The following is a 16,292-nucleotide window of genomic DNA, read 5'->3' on the forward strand; positions in this document are numbered from 1 at the left end:
CTCCAGCCCCGCCGACGACACCTGGATGTACCTCGACGACATCACCCTCACCAACGGGTAGGGGGTTGATCGACCTCCTAGTGGCCGTTCAGGAGTTCTTTGTGGCTGCGAACATGCGTCGAAGGGTGAAAAAGCAACCCAAGGCGCCGAAGAGCAGCGCCATGAAGAAGTCGCCCATGTAACTCTTCACGAAATTCGGGTTGTTCGCCAGGTTGTAGTTCATCAGGTCCCACGGCTCGGAGCTGGTGATCAAAGACAAGGGCTGGCTATTGATGTACTTGGCGGCGTCCAGCCAGACTCCAGCGACGAAAGACAAAATCGCAGTGGCAGCTGTGATCGCTGCTATCACCCACACGCCTTTTCTGCTCAGCCCGCCAGCACCCATGACATAGAAACGGGCCGCCATCGGGGCAGCGGCGAAGGTGACGAGCGAGGACATCCAGCCAAAACTCCAGATGACAAGCCACAGAACGACGCCGATCGGGAGGGCAGGGAGGGCGAACAGCGCGCCTCGGCCCACGTTTTCGGCAGTTCGAACTGGGCGGGCGGGCGGCCATGCTGGTGCCTGAGATTGGTTGGCTTCCGGATGCCAAGAGGGAATGTGGGGGCCCGGGGCATCCGGAGCGCTCATTCCGAACTCAGGCTTGGGACGCTGCGATGCGCCGTATTCGTTGCTGCCGGGCTGCGTGTTTTCCGGCAGGTTGGTGCTTTCGGTCATGTTTCCCCCAATGTGGACCGCGGCGATCGTATGGGTCATCCTTGCACGCGACAGAGGAAATTCGCCAGCAATTGCGGCGAATAAATGCGTCGGCGATTCGACGCCGTGGGGAGAGCCTGGGGCTCGTGGACTAGCCGGCTTCGAGGATCTTCTTGAGGTTCTCCAGGTCCTTGCGCATGGCGGTGCGCATCATTGGCGCCATGAGGATGCCCGCAAGCGCGGAGAACCCGGAGGGTTCACCTGTGTTGCGGAGGGTCATGCGGGTGGCGCCATTCTCATCGGACCAGATGTAAGTGGTGCGCATCGGGAAAGGACCTTGGCTTGTGCGCATGGTGAGTTTCTCGCCGGGGACAAGCTCGGTGAATTCGTAGACATAGTCCAGATTTCGGCCCAGGAACCGTGCGGTGAAGGCAACCCGGGATCCGACCGCGAGGGGCTTCGGCGTCTGCCATTGTGCAGATCGTATGTTCACATACCAGACCGGCGCGTTGTCCGGGTTGGAAGCATAACTTGCCACGATGTCGCGGGGCCGCTGGATCAGTATTTCGGTCTGGACGTCCACCATGTCCCTAACTATCGCAGAACGCGCCTAGCGGGCGGTAACCCCCATTGAAGGAACTCATGGCAGATGCTCAGATTCTTCGGGGCGCTGCTGGGCCTCTTCACTCTGGGGTTCAATCTCCACGTAGTAGATCGCGCCTGCACCCGGGGCGTGAAGGCGGTGGGTCGCATGACGTATCGGCCGGTAGTCGTGTCCGAAGGGGTCCCGCACTGCTATTCGTTCAAGGTGGTCCACCCGCGCGAGGAGGCCGTCGACCTCCCTGAGCGTCGCGCAGTGGGTCTCTTCTCCCGCTACATCCAATACCCAGGGCGAACCGGTGGCGCCGCTGGCAAGTTCCAGGCTCAAGGTTTCAAATATTCCAGCCAGAAGGGCATCGAGCGTTGTGGGGTAGAGGCGGAGCAAACGATGCGCTTGCGGTTCGCGGCGGCGGTCGCTGATCCAGGTTTGGCGGAGCCACGTGAATTCGACCCGACCGAACGAGGACCCAAGAGTCAGCTTCCGGCCTTCCTCCAAGGTCAAGTGGAAGTTGTTCCCCGCCCGGTCCAGGATGCTGGCCGCTTCCTCAACGTACTCAAGGTCTTCCAGCATGGCGGTCTTGGACGGGTAGTACGTGAAATCGCCGAGCTCATCGACAACGACGTAGTCTTCCGGAGCCGCGCCGGCAAGCTCGGAAGCGTGTGCCGCTCCTTGGTTGAGGGGACTGCGTTTCATGGTGGATTCAGCTCCTACCGAGGTTGGCCCAAAGCCCGAATCGGCCGTGCGTCCTTTCTTCATCAGACCACCAAACCGAGCGGCCGTCGTCGGTCCTTAATGGTTTCCTTACGCGGACCGGAACAGATTTAGCGCCAAGGCTCCCGTTTGTAACAGTCGACCTCAGTTTGCCCAGAATTACGCAACAGCAGCATGTTGTTATTACAGTAAGGATTGCCTTGCCTATCTCGTTGCCGTTCCTCCCGACTCGTCGGGCTGCCGTGCACGAAGGGTAGGGCAACCCCCAGCCATTCCGGTCCCAGCCGGAACCCTTGAAAGGCCCCCCATGAAATTCGGCATCAAACCCGCTACGGCCCTTGCCGCCGCCACGGCCACGCTGCTGGCACTTTCTGCGTGTAGCGGCGCACCAAGCGGTACTGCGAGCGGTGGTTCCACGGCCGGCGCGTCCGGTGACGGCATCGTCGTATACAACGCGCAGCATGAAAACCTCACCGGCGCATGGGTGGACGCCTTCACCAAGGAGACGGGAATCAAGGTTACGCTCCGTAATGGTGACGACCTTGAAATGAGCAACCAGCTCAGTGAGGAAGGCAAGAACTCTCCGGCGGACGTCTTCCTCACGGAAAACTCCCCGGCGATGGTCCGCATCGCGAGTGCCGGGTTGCTCGCCCCCGTCGATCAGGCAACCCTTAGCCAAGTCCCTACGCAGTACCGGCCCTCCACCGGCGACTGGACAGGCATCGCGGCCCGCTCCACCGTGTTGGCCTACAACAAGACCAAGCTCAGTGCAGACAAGCTTCCCAAGTCCTTGATGGACCTTGCGGACCCGTCATGGAAGGGACGCATCGGTGCGTCCACGGGTGGAGCCGATTTCCAGGCTATTGTCAGCGCGATGCTTGCGCTCAAGGGAGAAGACGCCACCCAGAAATGGCTGGAGGCGGCTAAAACCAACTTCAAGTCCTACAAGGACGACACCCCGGTGCTCGCGGCTGTGAACGCAGGCGAGGTCGACGCAGGAGTTTTGTACCATTACTACTCCTTCGTGGACCAGGCCCAGACCGGAGAAAACAGCAAGAATGTTGATCTCCACTACTTCAAGAACCAGGACCCGGGTGCGTTCGTCAGCGTCTCGGGCGGCGCTGTCCTGGCGTCCAGCAAGAAGCAGGCGCAAGCTCAGCAGTTCCTGAAGTTCATCACGGGCAAAGCGGGTCAGCAGGTCCTCCAGAACGGTGACTCCTTTGAATACACCGTTGGCTCCGACGTACCGGCGAACTCCAAGCTTGTGCCCCTCAAGGACCTTCAGGCACCTTCGGTGGACCCCGCCAAGCTCAACAGCGAAAAGGTTACCGAGTTGATGACCAAGGTCGGGCTTCTCTAGGCCCCAGGGCCGCCTTGCTGCTGCGGACCGCCCCCTGTCCCGTCGAAGACGGGGGCTGCGGTCCGTCAGTGCCCAGCCGACCTTAAAGCCCCCGTTGCTATAAGGAATCTGGCCATTCATCCACGACCCCTGCTCGGAAAACAGGAATCTCACCAGGTCCGTCGTGTCCTCTGCCGTGCCGAGTCGACCCGCCGGAGTCGCGTCAATGCCCGAACGCCGCGTAGCGTCGTCCATCCACCCGGTGTCGATCGGGCCCGGGTTCACCACGTTCGCCCGCACGCCCCGGCCTGCCAGCTCGACGGCGGACGCTGTGACGATCCGGTCGAGGGCCCCCTTGCTCGCGCCATACGGCAGGTTGTGAACAGTGTGGTCGCTCGTCAAGGCGACAATCCGGCCGCTTCGAACCGGCGCCGGAACAACCCCACCTGGTGTTCTCCTTCATGGCCGACGACGCTAATCGCCAACCACTCTGCCGTCCCAGTTTCAAGATCCCGCCCTGCAGAGGAACAAGAAATCCTCAAGATTCGGGCCCCAGGGAACACCGAGACCCCCGAAGATCCTTGCGCCCCCGAACCCCGCCACGTAGCTTTGAGGAAGCGGACGTATGCGTCCGGGGGCATCGGGTTTGAAGCCGGTGGCCAGTCAGATTCAGAGAAGGAACATGGCCGTGGCAACAGGTATTGTCAAGTGGTTCAACGCCGAAAAGGGTTTCGGCTTCATTGCCCCCGACGACGGTTCGGCGGACGTTTTTGCCCACTACTCAGCGATCGCCTCAAGCGGGTACCGATCACTGGACGAGAATCAGCGGGTCCAGTTCGACGTCGTCCAAGGCCCGAAAGGCCCCCAGGCGGAGAACATCCAGCCTCTTTAAGAGGGCACCACTGACGAATCAGGCTAGTTCGGCAAGCAGCCGGCCCCACTTGGGTGCCAGTAAGGGCGCTCCGGCAAGCTTGAGGCAGTGCCATAGCGTCACCGCCACGGAATCAAGCACCGGCACTCCGGTGGTTTCCTCCACTTCCGCGGTGATGTTGGCGCCGTAAAGGTTCGTGCACAAATAAATGAGCGCGTCCGGGTTCGAGGCGGCAAGTTCCAAGGACCCGGGCAGCATCTCCGCGTCCGTGACCCGGGCGAAGGATTCGTTGTTGCTGAGGTCCAGGTGGCGGTGGTCAACCGTCCTGATTCCTTCGCGCCCATATGACTCAATGACGGCATGGTTCACGTCCCCTGTATAGGGCGTGAACATGCTGATCCTTTCCGTGCCGAACGCCTTGAAGGCCTCCAGGTAGGCCAACGTAGAGGTCGTGGCCGGGATCCCGGTGGCCTCCGTGATTTCCTGGACCAGCGCTTCGTCATGGGCGGAACCGAGCCAGGAGCCTGAGGTTCCGTTCCATGCGATGACGTCTACATCCGCCGTCGCGAGCAATGCGGCGGCCTCCCTCATGACGGCCGAATCGAATTGTTTGTCCGAGGAATCATCCAGTGCAATGCGTGTGACCGGAATGCGCGTGAAGTGGATGGTGACGTCCTCGCGGTCACCCAGGATCCGGTAGCTCTGCGGTTCAAGGCACGTGTTGGATGACGGCACGATCATGCCGATGCGGGTGGGGCGGTGTTCGGAAGGCATGGTTCTCCTAAGCAGAAACGGTGGCGGGAACGGACGGCAATTTTCGAACGGACAGGGCGTCGTGGTGGGCGGCGAAGCCGTTGCGGGCGACGAAACGGCCCACCGGTCCGGGATCGTGGAAACCGCCGTCGTCGACCACGACGCGTCCGGCGGAGACGACGACGGCGGGCCAGCCGTTCAGCGCCTTCCCTTCGAAAGGCGAGAAGTCAGTTCCCATGTGGAGCGCGCCGCCGTCGACCTCGCGTTCTTCGGCGGGATCGAAGATGACCAGATCGGCGTCGAACCCTGCCGCGATGGTGCCCTTGCCGGGCACGGCGTTGATCCGCGCGGGACCGGCCGAGAAGACCTCGACGAAGTCCTCCACTGTGCTGTTGGGCGCCATTGCGGTGAATGTGACGGGCATTCGGGTTTCGACGCCGGGCAGCCCGTGCGGCATGAAGCGGACGTCGTCGGTGCGCTCGCGCTTTTGTGAGAGGTCGTAGCAGGAGTGGTCCGAGGACACGGTGTGGATCGCTCCGGCCGCGAGCCGTTCCTTCAGCGCGGCGACGGTTTCAGCACTGCGCATGGGCGGGCAGCAGGCATACCACTCGGGGAATTTTGAGCCGTAGACGGTGTCATCCAGCGTCAGGTAGTGCGGGCAGGTCTCGGAGTAGGCTTCCTGGCCGCGCCCGCGGGCCTCGGTGACCAGATCCACCGCGCCGGGGGTCGACTGGTGCACGAAGTAGACCGGCGCACCGGTGTACTCGGCCATGGCGAGGGTCTCTTTGACAGAGATTTCCTCGGCGAGCTGGGGCCGTGTGGAATGCAGGTGCTCGATGCCGATCCGGCCGTCCGCAGCGTGCTGTTCGGTGCAGTCGGCGATGATGGGATCGTGTTCGGCATGGATGTACGTGAGTCCGTCCAGGCGCACCATTTCGCGCATGACTTTCAGGATGGTGTCGCCGTCGGCCATGGTGGAGCCGCGGTTGGTGGTGTACATCTTCACCGAACGGACGCCCTCGGCGGCGAGTTGCTCCAGCTGCCAGGGCACGGTCTCGTCCCAACTGACCACGGAGCCGTGCAGCGCGACGTCGCAGCGGGATTCGGCGGCCAAGCGCTTCTTGTTCAGGACGGCGTCCAGCGGGGTTTCCTGGGCGTCACGCGGAATACCAAAGTCGATGATGGTTGTGGTGCCGCCCCACAGGGCCGCGGTGGAGGTGGTGCGGTAGTCATCCAGGGTGCGGAAGCGGCCGGTCACTTGGGCCACGTGGCAATGGCCGTCCACACCGCCCGGGATGACCAACTTGCCCGAAGCGTCGATGATACGCGCGGCCGCAGGGACCGGTTCTGCGTCGTCGATGAGCTGGATGATGCGGCCGCCGTCGACCACGACGTGCGCGGCTTGCCGGCCGAAGCTGTTGACCACGGTGCCGTGGGCGATGACGAGATCGGGAATGGTCACGGTGGTTCCTACTTTCCTGCTGGAACGGCGGTGCCGGCAACGGAGGTGCCGGCGGCGGACTGGATGGCGGTCAGGGCGGCGTCGAGGTTTTCGGACAGTCCTCGGCGGTGCTTGACGGGCGGAGGCGCAAAAGCGCCTTGGCGGTGGAAGCCGGATTGCAGGGCCACAACCGCTTCGGTCATGCGGATCCCGGCGGAGATTCCGTCCACCACGGGCACGGGGATTTGTCCTTCAAGCTCGCGCGCGAGTCCGGCAAGCGGGGCACCTGCCAGGATGACGACGTCGGCGCCGTCCTCGGCGACCGCTAGCCGGCTCAGTGCCAGGAGGGTTTCCTTGAAGTCCTGTTGCACAGTGCCGATGCCGTTGAGGCTCTGGTTGATGGAACGGATCGAGGCAAGACGGCTGCCAAGTCCGAAATGCTCCACGCAGTCCCGGTACCAGGCGGTGATGCGGTCCGAAATGGCGATGATGGAGAAGCGTTGGCCCTGCAGGGCCGCGGCGCAGAGGGCGGCCTCCGTGATCCCGATGACCGGCACGTCGGTCAGTTCCTTGAGCGCAGGCATCCCGGGGTCGCCGAATGCGGCCACGACGACGCCGTCTATGCGGTCCGCAGCCGGATCGCCGCCGCAGTGCTCGGCGATGATTTCGGCGACGGCTCCGGCTGCGATGAGGGATTCGAAGCGGGTCTCGATGTATTCGACGCCATGTCCGGCGGTCCTGACGATCAGCTCGGTGTCAGTCCCCGCCGAGCGGCGGGCTTCGGCGTCGATCAGCGCGGTGACATCCGCGCTGATGTTGGGATTGATGACTAGCAATTTCATGGTCGTTTGCCTTGCAACTTGAGTTCGGTGGCGGGCTCGTTCTGGGGGAACTGCTCGCGGTACTTTCCAATGTGCGACGCCGATTGGGTTGCGGCGCGCTCGGCATCGCCGCTGGCGATGGCGGCGTAGAGATCGCGGTGCTCCTGGATCAGCTCCGGCAGGTCGTCCACGTGGCGGAAGAGCCAGTGCATGCGGCCTTGGAGCGGTTCCAGCGCGGTGCGGAGAAAATCGTTGTTGGCGATGGCCGTGATGGCATCGTGGAATTCGCTGTTGGCGCGGTGCGCCTCGAGGATTGAGCCTTTCGCAAGGAAGCGATCGGCCTCATCGAGGAGCCCGGTCAGGTGCTTGAGGTCCTTGTCCGTGGCGCGGGCCGCGGCCAGGCGGCAGGCGAGGACTTCGAGCGACTGGCGGACGTCGAAGAGGTCCTCGACGTCTTTGGGGCTCAACCCCGCCACTTCGGAACCGCGTGAGGCCCGGTCCTGGATGAGGCCTTCCTGCCGCAGCATGCGGAGGGCTTCGCGGATGGGGAGTCGCGAGACGTTGAATTCGGCGGCGAGGTCCCGCTCCACCAGCCGGGTGCCGGGCGCGTAGTGACCCTCAAAGATTCGCGAACGGATGGCGTCCCGCACGGATTCCCGGAGGGGACGGTCCGTGGTGGGGGTTTCTTCGGCAATCAGCATTCTTGCTCCATTCGTGTTCTCTTGGGTCAATGCGCCCGGCAACCCGGAGGCGTCCGGCCGTGCGGCGGTTCAGGACCGCACGGCCGGCCCGGTCAGGCGAGTTAGACCGGAAGCCGCTTGTTGTAGTTCAGGGTCAGGACGGAGACGCCCATGATCACGGCGGATCCTACAAAGTACAGCAGCGCCCAGGTGTAGGAGCCCGTGGCCCCGACAATCAGGCCTACCACAATCGGGGTGACGAACCCTGCGATGTTGCCGCTGAAGTTCATTGCACCGCCAAGGACGCCAGCGTTGGTGCGGCCGCCGAGGATTGACGGGATGCTCCAGAACAGGCCCACCCAGCGGAGGAAGAACAAGACCACTGAGAGGAGCACGACGGCGGTGATCGGGTCTGCGACGACCGTCACGCCAACGAGGCCGCCGACTACCACGACGCTGGAGATGCCCAGCAGGGTGCGCATGACCAGGTTGGCCGAGGCGCCGGCTGCGCGCCACTTGTCGGCGATAGCGCCGCCGAGGATCTCGCCGACGAAGCCTGCGCCGAAGATCACGAACGTGGACCAGCCGATGGTGTTCAAGTTGAAGTGCTTGGCCTGGGCGAGGTAGAGCGGGCCCCACGTCAGCAGGCCGTAGAACACGCCGTTGAATCCCAGCCAGCCAAAGCACATGGCCCAGAAAGAGCGGAACTTCAGGTAGGGGAGGAGTGCGCGCTTGCCCTTGACGCCGTCTTTCGTGGCCTCGGCGTCTTCTTCGGCGTGGGAGGACTCGATGTATTCGGCCTCGGCGTCGTTGACGGCCTTGTGGTTGCGGGGATTGTCCCGGACGTACCACCAGACAGCCAGGCCCATGAGGACGGTGGCGGCACCGGCGATGATGAACGAGTAGCGCCAGCTGCCTGTTGAGGCGATGAGCCAGGTGATGAGGATACCGCCCAGGCCGGCTCCGAGCGGGGCGCCTGCGTCAAGGATCGTGGCGCCGCGGCCGCGCTCTTTCTTGTGCATCCAGATGGCGTTGAGCTTGCCGCCGGCCGGCATGACGCCTGCTTCGGCGACGCCAATACCCAGGCGGGCGATGAACATGCTGAGGAAGCCGCCGGCCAGGCCGGATGCTGCCGTTGCGGCACCCCAGCCGATGCACGACGCCGTGACGACTTTACGGGGGCCGAACTTGTCGATGAGCAAGCCGACGGGGATCTGCATGAGCGCATAGGTCCAGAAGAATGCCGAAAGCAGGAGCCCGACGAGTTCGGGTGCGAGGTTGAATTCCTTTTGGATGATGGGCAATGCCACGGAAATGGAGCCGCGGTCGATGTAGTTGACGGCGACCAGGATCAGCAGCAGGACGAAGAGCCTCCAACGGACACTCGTGCGTCGCTGCACGCCGTCCTTGCCGGCTTTTTCTTCTGCTTCCGAGGCTATTGCTTCAGTGTTTTGGAGAGACACAGTTTCTCCTTCAGGGGGAGTTTGAGGAGCGGGGAAAGTCTTGAATTGTTGAGCTGGGTGCGGGTTGCCGCGGTAGCTGGACTCGCGCCGGCGGCAACTGTCGCGGCCCGGTCCTCTTTCTGGGAGGAGGGACGCTGCCGGTTCGTTGGGTCCGTTTTGGGATCCCGCTTTGGGATCCCAAAATCAAAAGTAGATGTGACCCGCGGCACTGTCAAGGCTTTTGGTATACAAGGCGAAGAAACAGAATGTGACTGAGTGGCCGTGTGTCTTTATTCCGGGCGGCGGCGTGCGCGGAGGTGCCGAAGATGGGATACCGACGCGCAAACGGCTACGCGACGCGGAAAATACCCAGCGACGCTGGAATACCGGTATCGCAGGGTATTTTCCGCCTCGCAGGGCAGCCGGGATCGGGGAGGGCTTAGCTCGGGTTGAGGTCGGCGAGAGCCGTCAGCGCCCGCTCGGGATGTTCCGCGATGCGATTCAGGACGTACAACCACCATTCGCCACCGAAGATGACGTATTCACGGGTCCTGTACCCGGCCCTGTGGAGCCGGTCGAGAAGGTCGGTCCCGAGTCCGAGGAGCATCTCGAATTCGATCGCGTCTGTCTTCAGTGCCTCGCCGTGCCTGGAGATGAGCGTGTTGACGAGCTCGTCGTCGTGGGTTGCGAGGGACACGGAGTGGCCCGAGCGGATGAGCTGGCTCGCGAGGTCGAGGTAGGCAGCCGTCAGTTCGGCGCTGTTGCGAGGGAAGGCGACGGACTCGGGCTCGAGGAAGGCGCCTTTGACCAAGCGAACGGTACCCGGGTGGCGAAGGACCCGCTCGAGGTCTCCGGGGGTGCGGTGCAGGCGGGCTTGGAGCGTGATGCCGACGCGGGGGATCTCTGCTGCGAGCTCGTCGTACAGGTCGAGGACCAAATCGGTCCGGTCGGAGCCTTCGGCCGAGATCATCAGTCCCGTTCCGTACGGTTCAGTTATCGCGGCGAGCTGGCGTACATGGTTGAGGGCCAGATCGCGGTCCACGAGTGCGCCGAGATGGGAGAGGTCGAAAGAGATGGTGCTCGGGAGGCCGCTCTTCCCGACGGCGTCGCCCAGCTCAAGGAAGACCCCGGCTTCCGAGCGTGCGAGCTCGGCGTTGCGCACGCTCTCGCCGGCATACTCGATGCTGGCGGCATGCCCGCGCGCCACCGCCGCTGCGGCTACCTCGATGGCATCGGCGGTGGTGTCCCCGGCCGAGTATCGCCTTGCCACGCGCGAAGCCATTGTTGCCAAGGCCGGCGTGGACATGACGCGTTGCTTCAGGTCTTCATCCAAAGCCCACGCCCGGAGGGTATCGGCAGCACGCTCGAGATCAATCTTGGTAGTCACCCGACAAACTGTACCGGCGGAGTTTGTGGACGCCGGCGTCGGGTTCATGATGTGAAATCCGGATCGGCCCTCCGCCCTCGCTACTCCTCCGGGAAACACCACACGGAGATGCGTGCGCCGTCCGGATCCGCGGTGACTCGGAGCCGCAGTTCCCGGCCCATCAGGGCTTCATGCGCGTCCTCGCTTGCCAGCTGGTCCGCGAGTTTGCTGATGGCAACGGCCATCGCCCGGCCCCAGTGCTGAGGCTCCCGGCTCGTGGCCACCGCCTCGGCGCTGGGCTGGCCGGGAACGGACACCCCTGCGGAATCCATCTCCCTCATGTCCATGGCGCTCATCCCGCCACCACCTTCCAGTTGTCGGCCGGTCTAGTCCCGGTCTTTGGCGTCGGCGCTCCGGGTGTGCGCCAGGATTTCCGCCAGCTCGGCAAGCCGATGTGCGCGTGCCGATTCCGCCGGCGTGAACGGTTCGTCCGGTCGGGAGAACAGGAGCGGCCCGCGCCATGCGGTCGGAATCTTGAGGAGGGTCGTGGAGGGCCCGACGGCGGCGCCTGCCTCGGCGGCCGGCCCTTCAGGTTCAGGGGTGACGATTTTCGCCGACAGCAGTTCTGCTACCGCCAGCGGTAATTCGTCCGGGTTGTCGGCGATCCGGGCAGCCAGGCTCAGGGCCTTTGTCTGGCCGTCCGCCATGGCGAGTGCAGTGGTAGGCCACACGTGCGAATCCCGGCCACCGCCGTCGTCGAGCGCTGTCAGTAGCTCATGCTCGCCGAGGTGGCCCGGGGCAGACACCACGAATTCGTCCATGACGGCTCCATCCATGGGGTGGACATGGATGCTGAGGATGTTGATGTTCGTCCGGGCGAGCGAGTGGGTCATGCGTTGGAGGGAGCCTGGCTGGTCGCGGAGCACAGTCCTCGCCCGCCAAAGCGCCGGGGCCGAATGGAGCTTCCTGCGGTGGCGGATGGCAGGTGCGTGGATCCAGCGACGCAGGATCCTGGCCGCGGAGGGCTCGGCAACCCAAATCACCAGGACCGTTGCGGTCACGGTCAGGAGGAGCACCTTGGCCAGGTAAGGGAGTTGCGTTTCAACCACAATGGCGTGGACAAGAAGTTCGATGGGAAGCATCACCGCGATTTGGGCCACGGTGACCCTTGCCTTCGGAGCCTCGGGCATCTGCCCGCACACTTCGCAGGAGAGCTCAGCGGTAACGGAAGACCTCTTCTTCGGCTTCATGGCACTATCGTGCCCGAACCCTGTTTCAGGCGGATTGCGCCTGCGTCACGATCTGGGGCGGTATTCATGGGGCCAGTTCGGCGCCGACCGGACGCGCCGAACTGGCCGTGATTCACGAAACCTAGCGGGCGTTCTCGTTGCTCTTGTTGGCAGCGGCGAGCTCGGTCAGGAGGTCGCGGATTTCAACAAGCAGGGCGGTATCAGCCGGCAGTGGCTCGTCCTCGGGCTCTTCGATGGAGGCGCGGCGCTTGGTCAGTTCGTTGATCTTGTTCATGGGCGCAACGAAAATGAAGTACACCACGGCGGCCGTGATCAGGAAAGTTAAGAACGCGGTGATGACGGCGCCGAAGTTGACGAAGGTCTTCGCGTTGTCGGGCCAAATCGCGAAGCCGAGCCCCTGGGCATTGACTCCGCCGGCGGCGGCGATGACCGGGTTGATGATGTTGGTGGTGAACGCTGCGACCAGGGCTGTGAACGCGGTGCCGATGACGACGGCGATGGACAACTCGATGATGTTGCCGCGAAGAACGAAGTCCTTGAAACCTTTGAGCATGGATTGACCTCCGGTGAATGGGTACAGGTGATGTGGCCGGAATCGCCCCGGCCCGGCTGGTAACAACCGACATGAGACTATCAATCGAAGACGTGCCGCCGTCTTACTTCGCTTCACGACCTACCATTCAACGGAAGGCGGTCCGGCTGCCTGGAGCCTCCCGGCGTAAGCTCGTAGCGGATGCCAGTGCCGCCGTCGTGGGCCCACGCCGCCAGGGTTCCCTGGCCGAGCTTGCGAGGCGAGGGCGGCGGTGGGGATTAGTTGAGCAGTTCGGCGCTCAAGAGAAGCAAAGAGGCAGGCAAGCCATTGAACGCCCTGGCAGAGATGTTCAGGATCGGTCCTGGCAACAAGGACCATCACCCGGCTGTGCGCTGCGCGGTGGGCGTCTTCCTGCCGTTGATCACCCTCGTGTTGTTCGGACGGCTGGACCTTGTGGTCTTCGCCAGCTTTGCGGCGTTCACGAATATCTACGGCCGTAACGAGCCCCACAGCCACCGTTTTCGAAGCCAGCTCCGTGCCGGTTCGTTGCTCCTCGGCATCATCCTGCTTGCCACCCTGACCGCCCGGGTTGGCCAGGGCTCGGACGCGTACCTGTGGATCCTCACGCTAGGCACCACATTGGTTGCCGCATTTTGCTCCGTGGTGACCGCGCTGTGGAGGCTTCGCCCGGCAGGTTCGCTCTTCCATATTTTCGCTTTCGCCGCGATCGCCTCCGTTCCCCAGCAGCCCCCGCTCTGGGAAGGGATGTTGGCGGCGGTTTTGACTGCCGTGTTGGCGTTGCTGATCGGAATGTCGGCGCGGGTAGTCCCGAGCCACCGGACACCATGGAAGCGACCGGCTGCGGACCGGTTGCTGCCCCAGGAAATCCGGGCAGCTTGGCTGGAAGGCCTGGGCTACTTCCTGGCTGCCGGGCTAGCCGGAACGCTTGCTACTTTGGTTGGGCAGTGGCTCGGATTCGGACACGGCTATTGGGCCATGGTGGCGGCAGTAGTTCCCCTGGTTGGGCGCAGTACCCGGCATCGGGTGCAACGGGGAATCCAGAGGATCGTGGGGACATTGCTCGGTTTGCTGGTGTTGGCCGGAATCCTCTGGCTCGGCCCGGCGCCATGTGGATGGTGTTGGTGATTGCCGCATGCCAGTTCGGAGCAGAGCTCTTCATTACGCGCCAATATCTCGTGGCGCAGATATTCGTCACACCGCTCGCGCTCATTTCCACTTTGCTGGTTGCCAACGTTCCGCCCGCGCTCCTGCTGCGGGACCGCATTGTGGAGACCGTGATCGGGGCCGCCGTCGGCGTCGCGGTGGTATTGGCGCCTGCGGCATGGTCCCGGGTCAGGGAACTCACTTCCGGCTAGGCGTTTCCCAATTGGCGACCGTGTGGGACCTTATGTAAAGGGACTTATTGTTTCCACATGCCCCAATCAGCATATTCACCGGGAGAACGCGCCATGCTTCCTGCAGATAACACTTTGACCACCATCGACCGAATCCAGAACCTGATCCTGGAGAGTGCCGACTTCGAGGAATTCCTCAACGAGCTGGCGCGGTTTTCTGCCCACCAGATGGCGGGCGACGGCGATGACGCGCTCTGTGGGATCACGCTGCTGCGCGAGCGGAAGGCACTCACGATTGGTTGGAGCAGTGATGCGGCCCGCGAAGTGGACGAGATCCAGTATTCCTTGGCCCAGGGGCCATGTTTGACGGCTGCCGAAGAGGAAAGGGAAGTCCACGTCCCGGATCTTCTTGAAGAGAACCGCTGGGGTCCCGACTATGCGAGTGCCGTTGCGTCGCACGGACTGAGGTCGGTGTTGTCGTTGCCCTTCAATCTGGAGGGAGAGGCCAAAGCAGCGCTCAACCTGTACTCCGAGGCCCCGTACAAGTTCGACGAACGGGCTGCTGATCGGGCCCGCGGATATACCCGTGAGGTGTCGCAGGCCTTGCGTCTCGCTATCAGGTTCGCCCTCCATGCAGACAGCGCAAAGAATCTCCGGGCGGCCATGGAGTCCCGCACAGTGATCGATATCGCCGTTGGAATTGTCATGGCACAAAGCCGCTGCAGCCAGGAGGACGCTGTCCGGATCCTCACGGAGGCCTCGAGCAATCGCAACGTGAAATTGCGCGATATCGCCACGTCCTTGGTGGACTCCGTTGACGCAGCGGGCACCCTGACCCACTTCGAAGAGCCCGCCCAGGAGCCGGGCCGCAGCCGGGCCGGGTGAGGCGGGCCCGCTCGTCGGTCGACTCGCGGGGTGTACAACGAGGGTTCCGGAGGATAGGCTTCTTGAGGTTGAGCCGTCGGCCATAGACGCCTCTTTTGGAGTACCTATGGACCGTAGATTGCACGCCCTTGTAAAGTTTGATGTTTCCACCGACGCTGTCGAGATCGACGTGCGGGGGAGCCTGAATCAGGACTCCCGCTCCGCGCTGGTTCACATTGTTCGCCGGATTCGCCGAATGGGCATCACCTCCCACATCAGAGTCGGCTTTTCGCACGCCGCGATTGTCGAATCGCAGGCACTAGCGGGACTCCGCAACGACCTCAATGCGATCGACGGCGGAGCCACCGAAGTTGGCCTGCCCACCGGATCCGGCGTTTCCCTGGAATTCACGGACAAGCCTGCCAGTCCCGGTTTCGGGGCCGCGGCGGGAACGAAATCGATTGAAATCACCGGCGAATTCGCAGCCTCAATCGACGCGGCGGGACTCCAACCGCTGGACAAATGCTCCGATGAAGAACTTCTTGCTGCCAGCGATTTCGCGTTTGGCCTGCTGGACCAGCCCGGTACATCCGCCTCGCCGGTAGTGCTGGCGCACTACGACGCGATCGGCTTGGAGATTTCGCGCCGGGAAACCAAGCATGCCCCTGCGGATCCCGCTGAACCGCAGTAAACTTGAGCCCACCATTGAATGGAATCCGTGGGAAATGGGGAAAGCGCAGTGGCCAACTCGGCATCCGGTGATTCCGTCGTGGACCGCATCGTCCGGATCATCGAAGCATTCCCCGAAGGATCCACGTCACTGCGGCTTTCCGAACTCGCGGAGACTGCCGGCTTGCCGCTCACGAGTGCCCATCGCCTGGTCCGGCAGCTCGCCGACCACGGTCTCCTGGATCTGGCTGCCGGCGGAGATGTCCGCCTGGGCCTGCGGTTATGGGAACTCGTCAACCGGAATTCACCCACCTTGGCCCTCCGGCAAGCGGCCCTGCCGTTCATGGAGGATATCCAGCAGGTCCTGAACCAGAACGTGAACCTTGCCGTGCTCGATGGTTGGGAAGCGTTGTTCGTGGAGCGGCTGTCCCGCCGGGGATCCGTGGCCAACCGTGCCCGCGTTGCCGGCCGGATGCCCGTTCACATTTCTTCGGCCGGGCTGGCGTTAATGGCCAGCCAGCCGCGGGAAAAGCAGGCCGATTACCTCAAACAGTTCAGCGACCCAGCTGGAAAGGTGACGGTCGACGTCGTCCGTCACCTTTTGGCTGAAACCGCCCAGCAGGGGTACGCGCAGCTCGCGGGCGTCGTGGATCCGGACACTTGGGGAATCGCGGTGCCGGTCGCGGACGGCAAGCGGCGCACGGTGGCGGCGCTCGGCGTCGTGGTTCCCCTCGCCGAAATGCGCCTGCAGGCGTTGGTGCCGGCGCTGCAGACGGCGGCGCGCGGAATCGGGCGCCAGCTCGGGGAGCAGCGGAACACTTAAGGGTTTTCCGTTGAACGGAATTCGTCTAACGCCGACGATGCGGCGGGGGTCACACTGATCAGCAGAAGCTCCGCAGC

At 63.4% G+C, this 16,292-nt stretch carries 17 protein-coding genes and 2 pseudogenes; 6 read left to right on the plus strand and 13 right to left on the minus strand.

The window, feature by feature from the left end; genetic code table 11:
- Nucleotides 1-88: 88 nt before the first annotated feature.
- The 3 genes from QRN51_RS05040 to QRN51_RS05050 form a co-directional block, all read right to left on the minus strand.
- The gene (locus QRN51_RS05040; protein WP_284988893.1) at nt 89-757 is read right to left on the minus strand and encodes a hypothetical protein; all 669 of its coding nucleotides are present in this window, start codon (nt 755-757) and stop codon (nt 89-91) included.
- A gap of 91 nt (nt 758-848) precedes the next feature.
- Nucleotides 849-1,283, minus strand: coding sequence for an SRPBCC family protein (locus tag QRN51_RS05045; RefSeq protein WP_284988894.1), 435 nt, complete (start codon nt 1,281-1,283; stop codon nt 849-851).
- A gap of 54 nt (nt 1,284-1,337) precedes the next feature.
- On the minus strand, nt 1,338-1,991 hold the full coding sequence (locus QRN51_RS05050) for a hypothetical protein (protein ID WP_284988895.1): 654 nt from the start codon (nt 1,989-1,991) through the stop codon (nt 1,338-1,340).
- 325 nt (nt 1,992-2,316) lie between these two features.
- Here QRN51_RS05050 and QRN51_RS05055 point away from each other — a divergent pair, with 325 nt between their 5' ends.
- Nucleotides 2,317-3,369, plus strand: a complete 1,053-nt coding sequence (locus QRN51_RS05055; RefSeq protein WP_284988896.1) for an iron ABC transporter substrate-binding protein — start codon at nt 2,317-2,319, stop codon at nt 3,367-3,369.
- A gap of 81 nt (nt 3,370-3,450) precedes the next feature.
- Here the strand turns inward: QRN51_RS05055 and QRN51_RS05060 are convergent.
- A pseudogene (locus QRN51_RS05060) lies at nt 3,451-3,765 on the minus strand (SDR family oxidoreductase); the annotation flags it as partial.
- Nucleotides 3,766-4,036: 271 nt separating this feature from the next.
- Here QRN51_RS05060 and QRN51_RS05065 point away from each other — a divergent pair.
- Entirely contained in the window at nt 4,037-4,240 is a 204-nt protein-coding gene (locus tag QRN51_RS05065) for a cold-shock protein (protein WP_035743560.1), read from the plus strand.
- 18 nt (nt 4,241-4,258) lie between these two features.
- Here QRN51_RS05065 and QRN51_RS05070 read toward each other — a convergent pair whose 3' ends face one another.
- From QRN51_RS05070 to mscL, 9 genes are all read right to left on the minus strand, one after another.
- The gene (locus QRN51_RS05070; RefSeq protein WP_059388791.1) at nt 4,259-4,993 is read right to left on the minus strand and encodes a maleate cis-trans isomerase family protein; all 735 of its coding nucleotides are present in this window, start codon (nt 4,991-4,993) and stop codon (nt 4,259-4,261) included.
- A gap of 7 nt (nt 4,994-5,000) precedes the next feature.
- Nucleotides 5,001-6,434 (minus strand): amidohydrolase family protein, encoded by a 1,434-nt coding sequence (locus tag QRN51_RS05075; RefSeq protein WP_284988897.1) that lies wholly within the window; start codon nt 6,432-6,434, stop codon nt 5,001-5,003.
- A gap of 8 nt (nt 6,435-6,442) precedes the next feature.
- Nucleotides 6,443-7,255 carry an aspartate/glutamate racemase family protein gene (locus QRN51_RS05080; protein ID WP_284988898.1) on the minus strand — a complete coding sequence of 271 codons (813 nt, stop codon included), beginning with the start codon at nt 7,253-7,255 and terminating at the stop codon, nt 6,443-6,445.
- Entirely contained in the window at nt 7,252-7,935 is a 684-nt protein-coding gene (locus tag QRN51_RS05085; protein ID WP_284988899.1) for a GntR family transcriptional regulator, read from the minus strand. The genes QRN51_RS05080 and QRN51_RS05085 overlap by 4 nt, the downstream gene beginning before the upstream one ends.
- A gap of 101 nt (nt 7,936-8,036) precedes the next feature.
- On the minus strand, nt 8,037-9,377 hold the full coding sequence (locus QRN51_RS05090; protein WP_284988900.1) for an MFS transporter: 1,341 nt from the start codon (nt 9,375-9,377) through the stop codon (nt 8,037-8,039).
- Nucleotides 9,378-9,795: 418 nt separating this feature from the next.
- The gene (locus QRN51_RS05095) at nt 9,796-10,743 is read right to left on the minus strand and encodes a proline dehydrogenase family protein (protein WP_284988901.1); all 948 of its coding nucleotides are present in this window, start codon (nt 10,741-10,743) and stop codon (nt 9,796-9,798) included.
- Nucleotides 10,744-10,823: 80 nt separating this feature from the next.
- A complete protein-coding gene (locus QRN51_RS05100) occupies nt 10,824-11,078 on the minus strand; it encodes a hypothetical protein (RefSeq protein WP_284988902.1) in 255 nt (84 codons plus the stop codon).
- Between the two features lie 30 nt (nt 11,079-11,108).
- Nucleotides 11,109-11,972: an ACT domain-containing protein gene (locus QRN51_RS05105; RefSeq protein ID WP_284988903.1), complete on the minus strand. Its 864-nt coding sequence runs from the start codon at nt 11,970-11,972 to the stop codon at nt 11,109-11,111.
- Between the two features lie 121 nt (nt 11,973-12,093).
- Nucleotides 12,094-12,525 (minus strand): large conductance mechanosensitive channel protein MscL, encoded by a 432-nt coding sequence (mscL, locus tag QRN51_RS05110; protein WP_284988904.1) that lies wholly within the window; start codon nt 12,523-12,525, stop codon nt 12,094-12,096.
- Nucleotides 12,526-12,831: 306 nt separating this feature from the next.
- Here mscL and QRN51_RS05115 point away from each other — a divergent pair.
- The 4 genes and pseudogenes from QRN51_RS05115 (at nt 12,832) to QRN51_RS05130 (ending at nt 16,215) form a co-directional block, all read left to right on the plus strand.
- A pseudogene (locus QRN51_RS05115) lies at nt 12,832-13,880 on the plus strand (FUSC family protein).
- Nucleotides 13,881-13,973: 93 nt separating this feature from the next.
- A complete protein-coding gene (locus QRN51_RS05120) occupies nt 13,974-14,744 on the plus strand; it encodes a GAF and ANTAR domain-containing protein (RefSeq protein ID WP_284988978.1) in 771 nt (256 codons plus the stop codon).
- A gap of 106 nt (nt 14,745-14,850) precedes the next feature.
- Nucleotides 14,851-15,414, plus strand: a complete 564-nt coding sequence (locus QRN51_RS05125; RefSeq protein ID WP_059388779.1) for a hypothetical protein — start codon at nt 14,851-14,853, stop codon at nt 15,412-15,414.
- Between the two features lie 48 nt (nt 15,415-15,462).
- Nucleotides 15,463-16,215 carry an IclR family transcriptional regulator gene (locus QRN51_RS05130; RefSeq protein WP_284988980.1) on the plus strand — a complete coding sequence of 251 codons (753 nt, stop codon included), beginning with the start codon at nt 15,463-15,465 and terminating at the stop codon, nt 16,213-16,215.
- The last annotated feature ends 77 nt before the right edge of the window (nt 16,216-16,292 follow it).

Source organism: Arthrobacter sp. efr-133-TYG-120 (genome assembly GCF_030209785.1).
GTDB lineage: Bacteria > Actinomycetota > Actinomycetes > Actinomycetales > Micrococcaceae > Arthrobacter.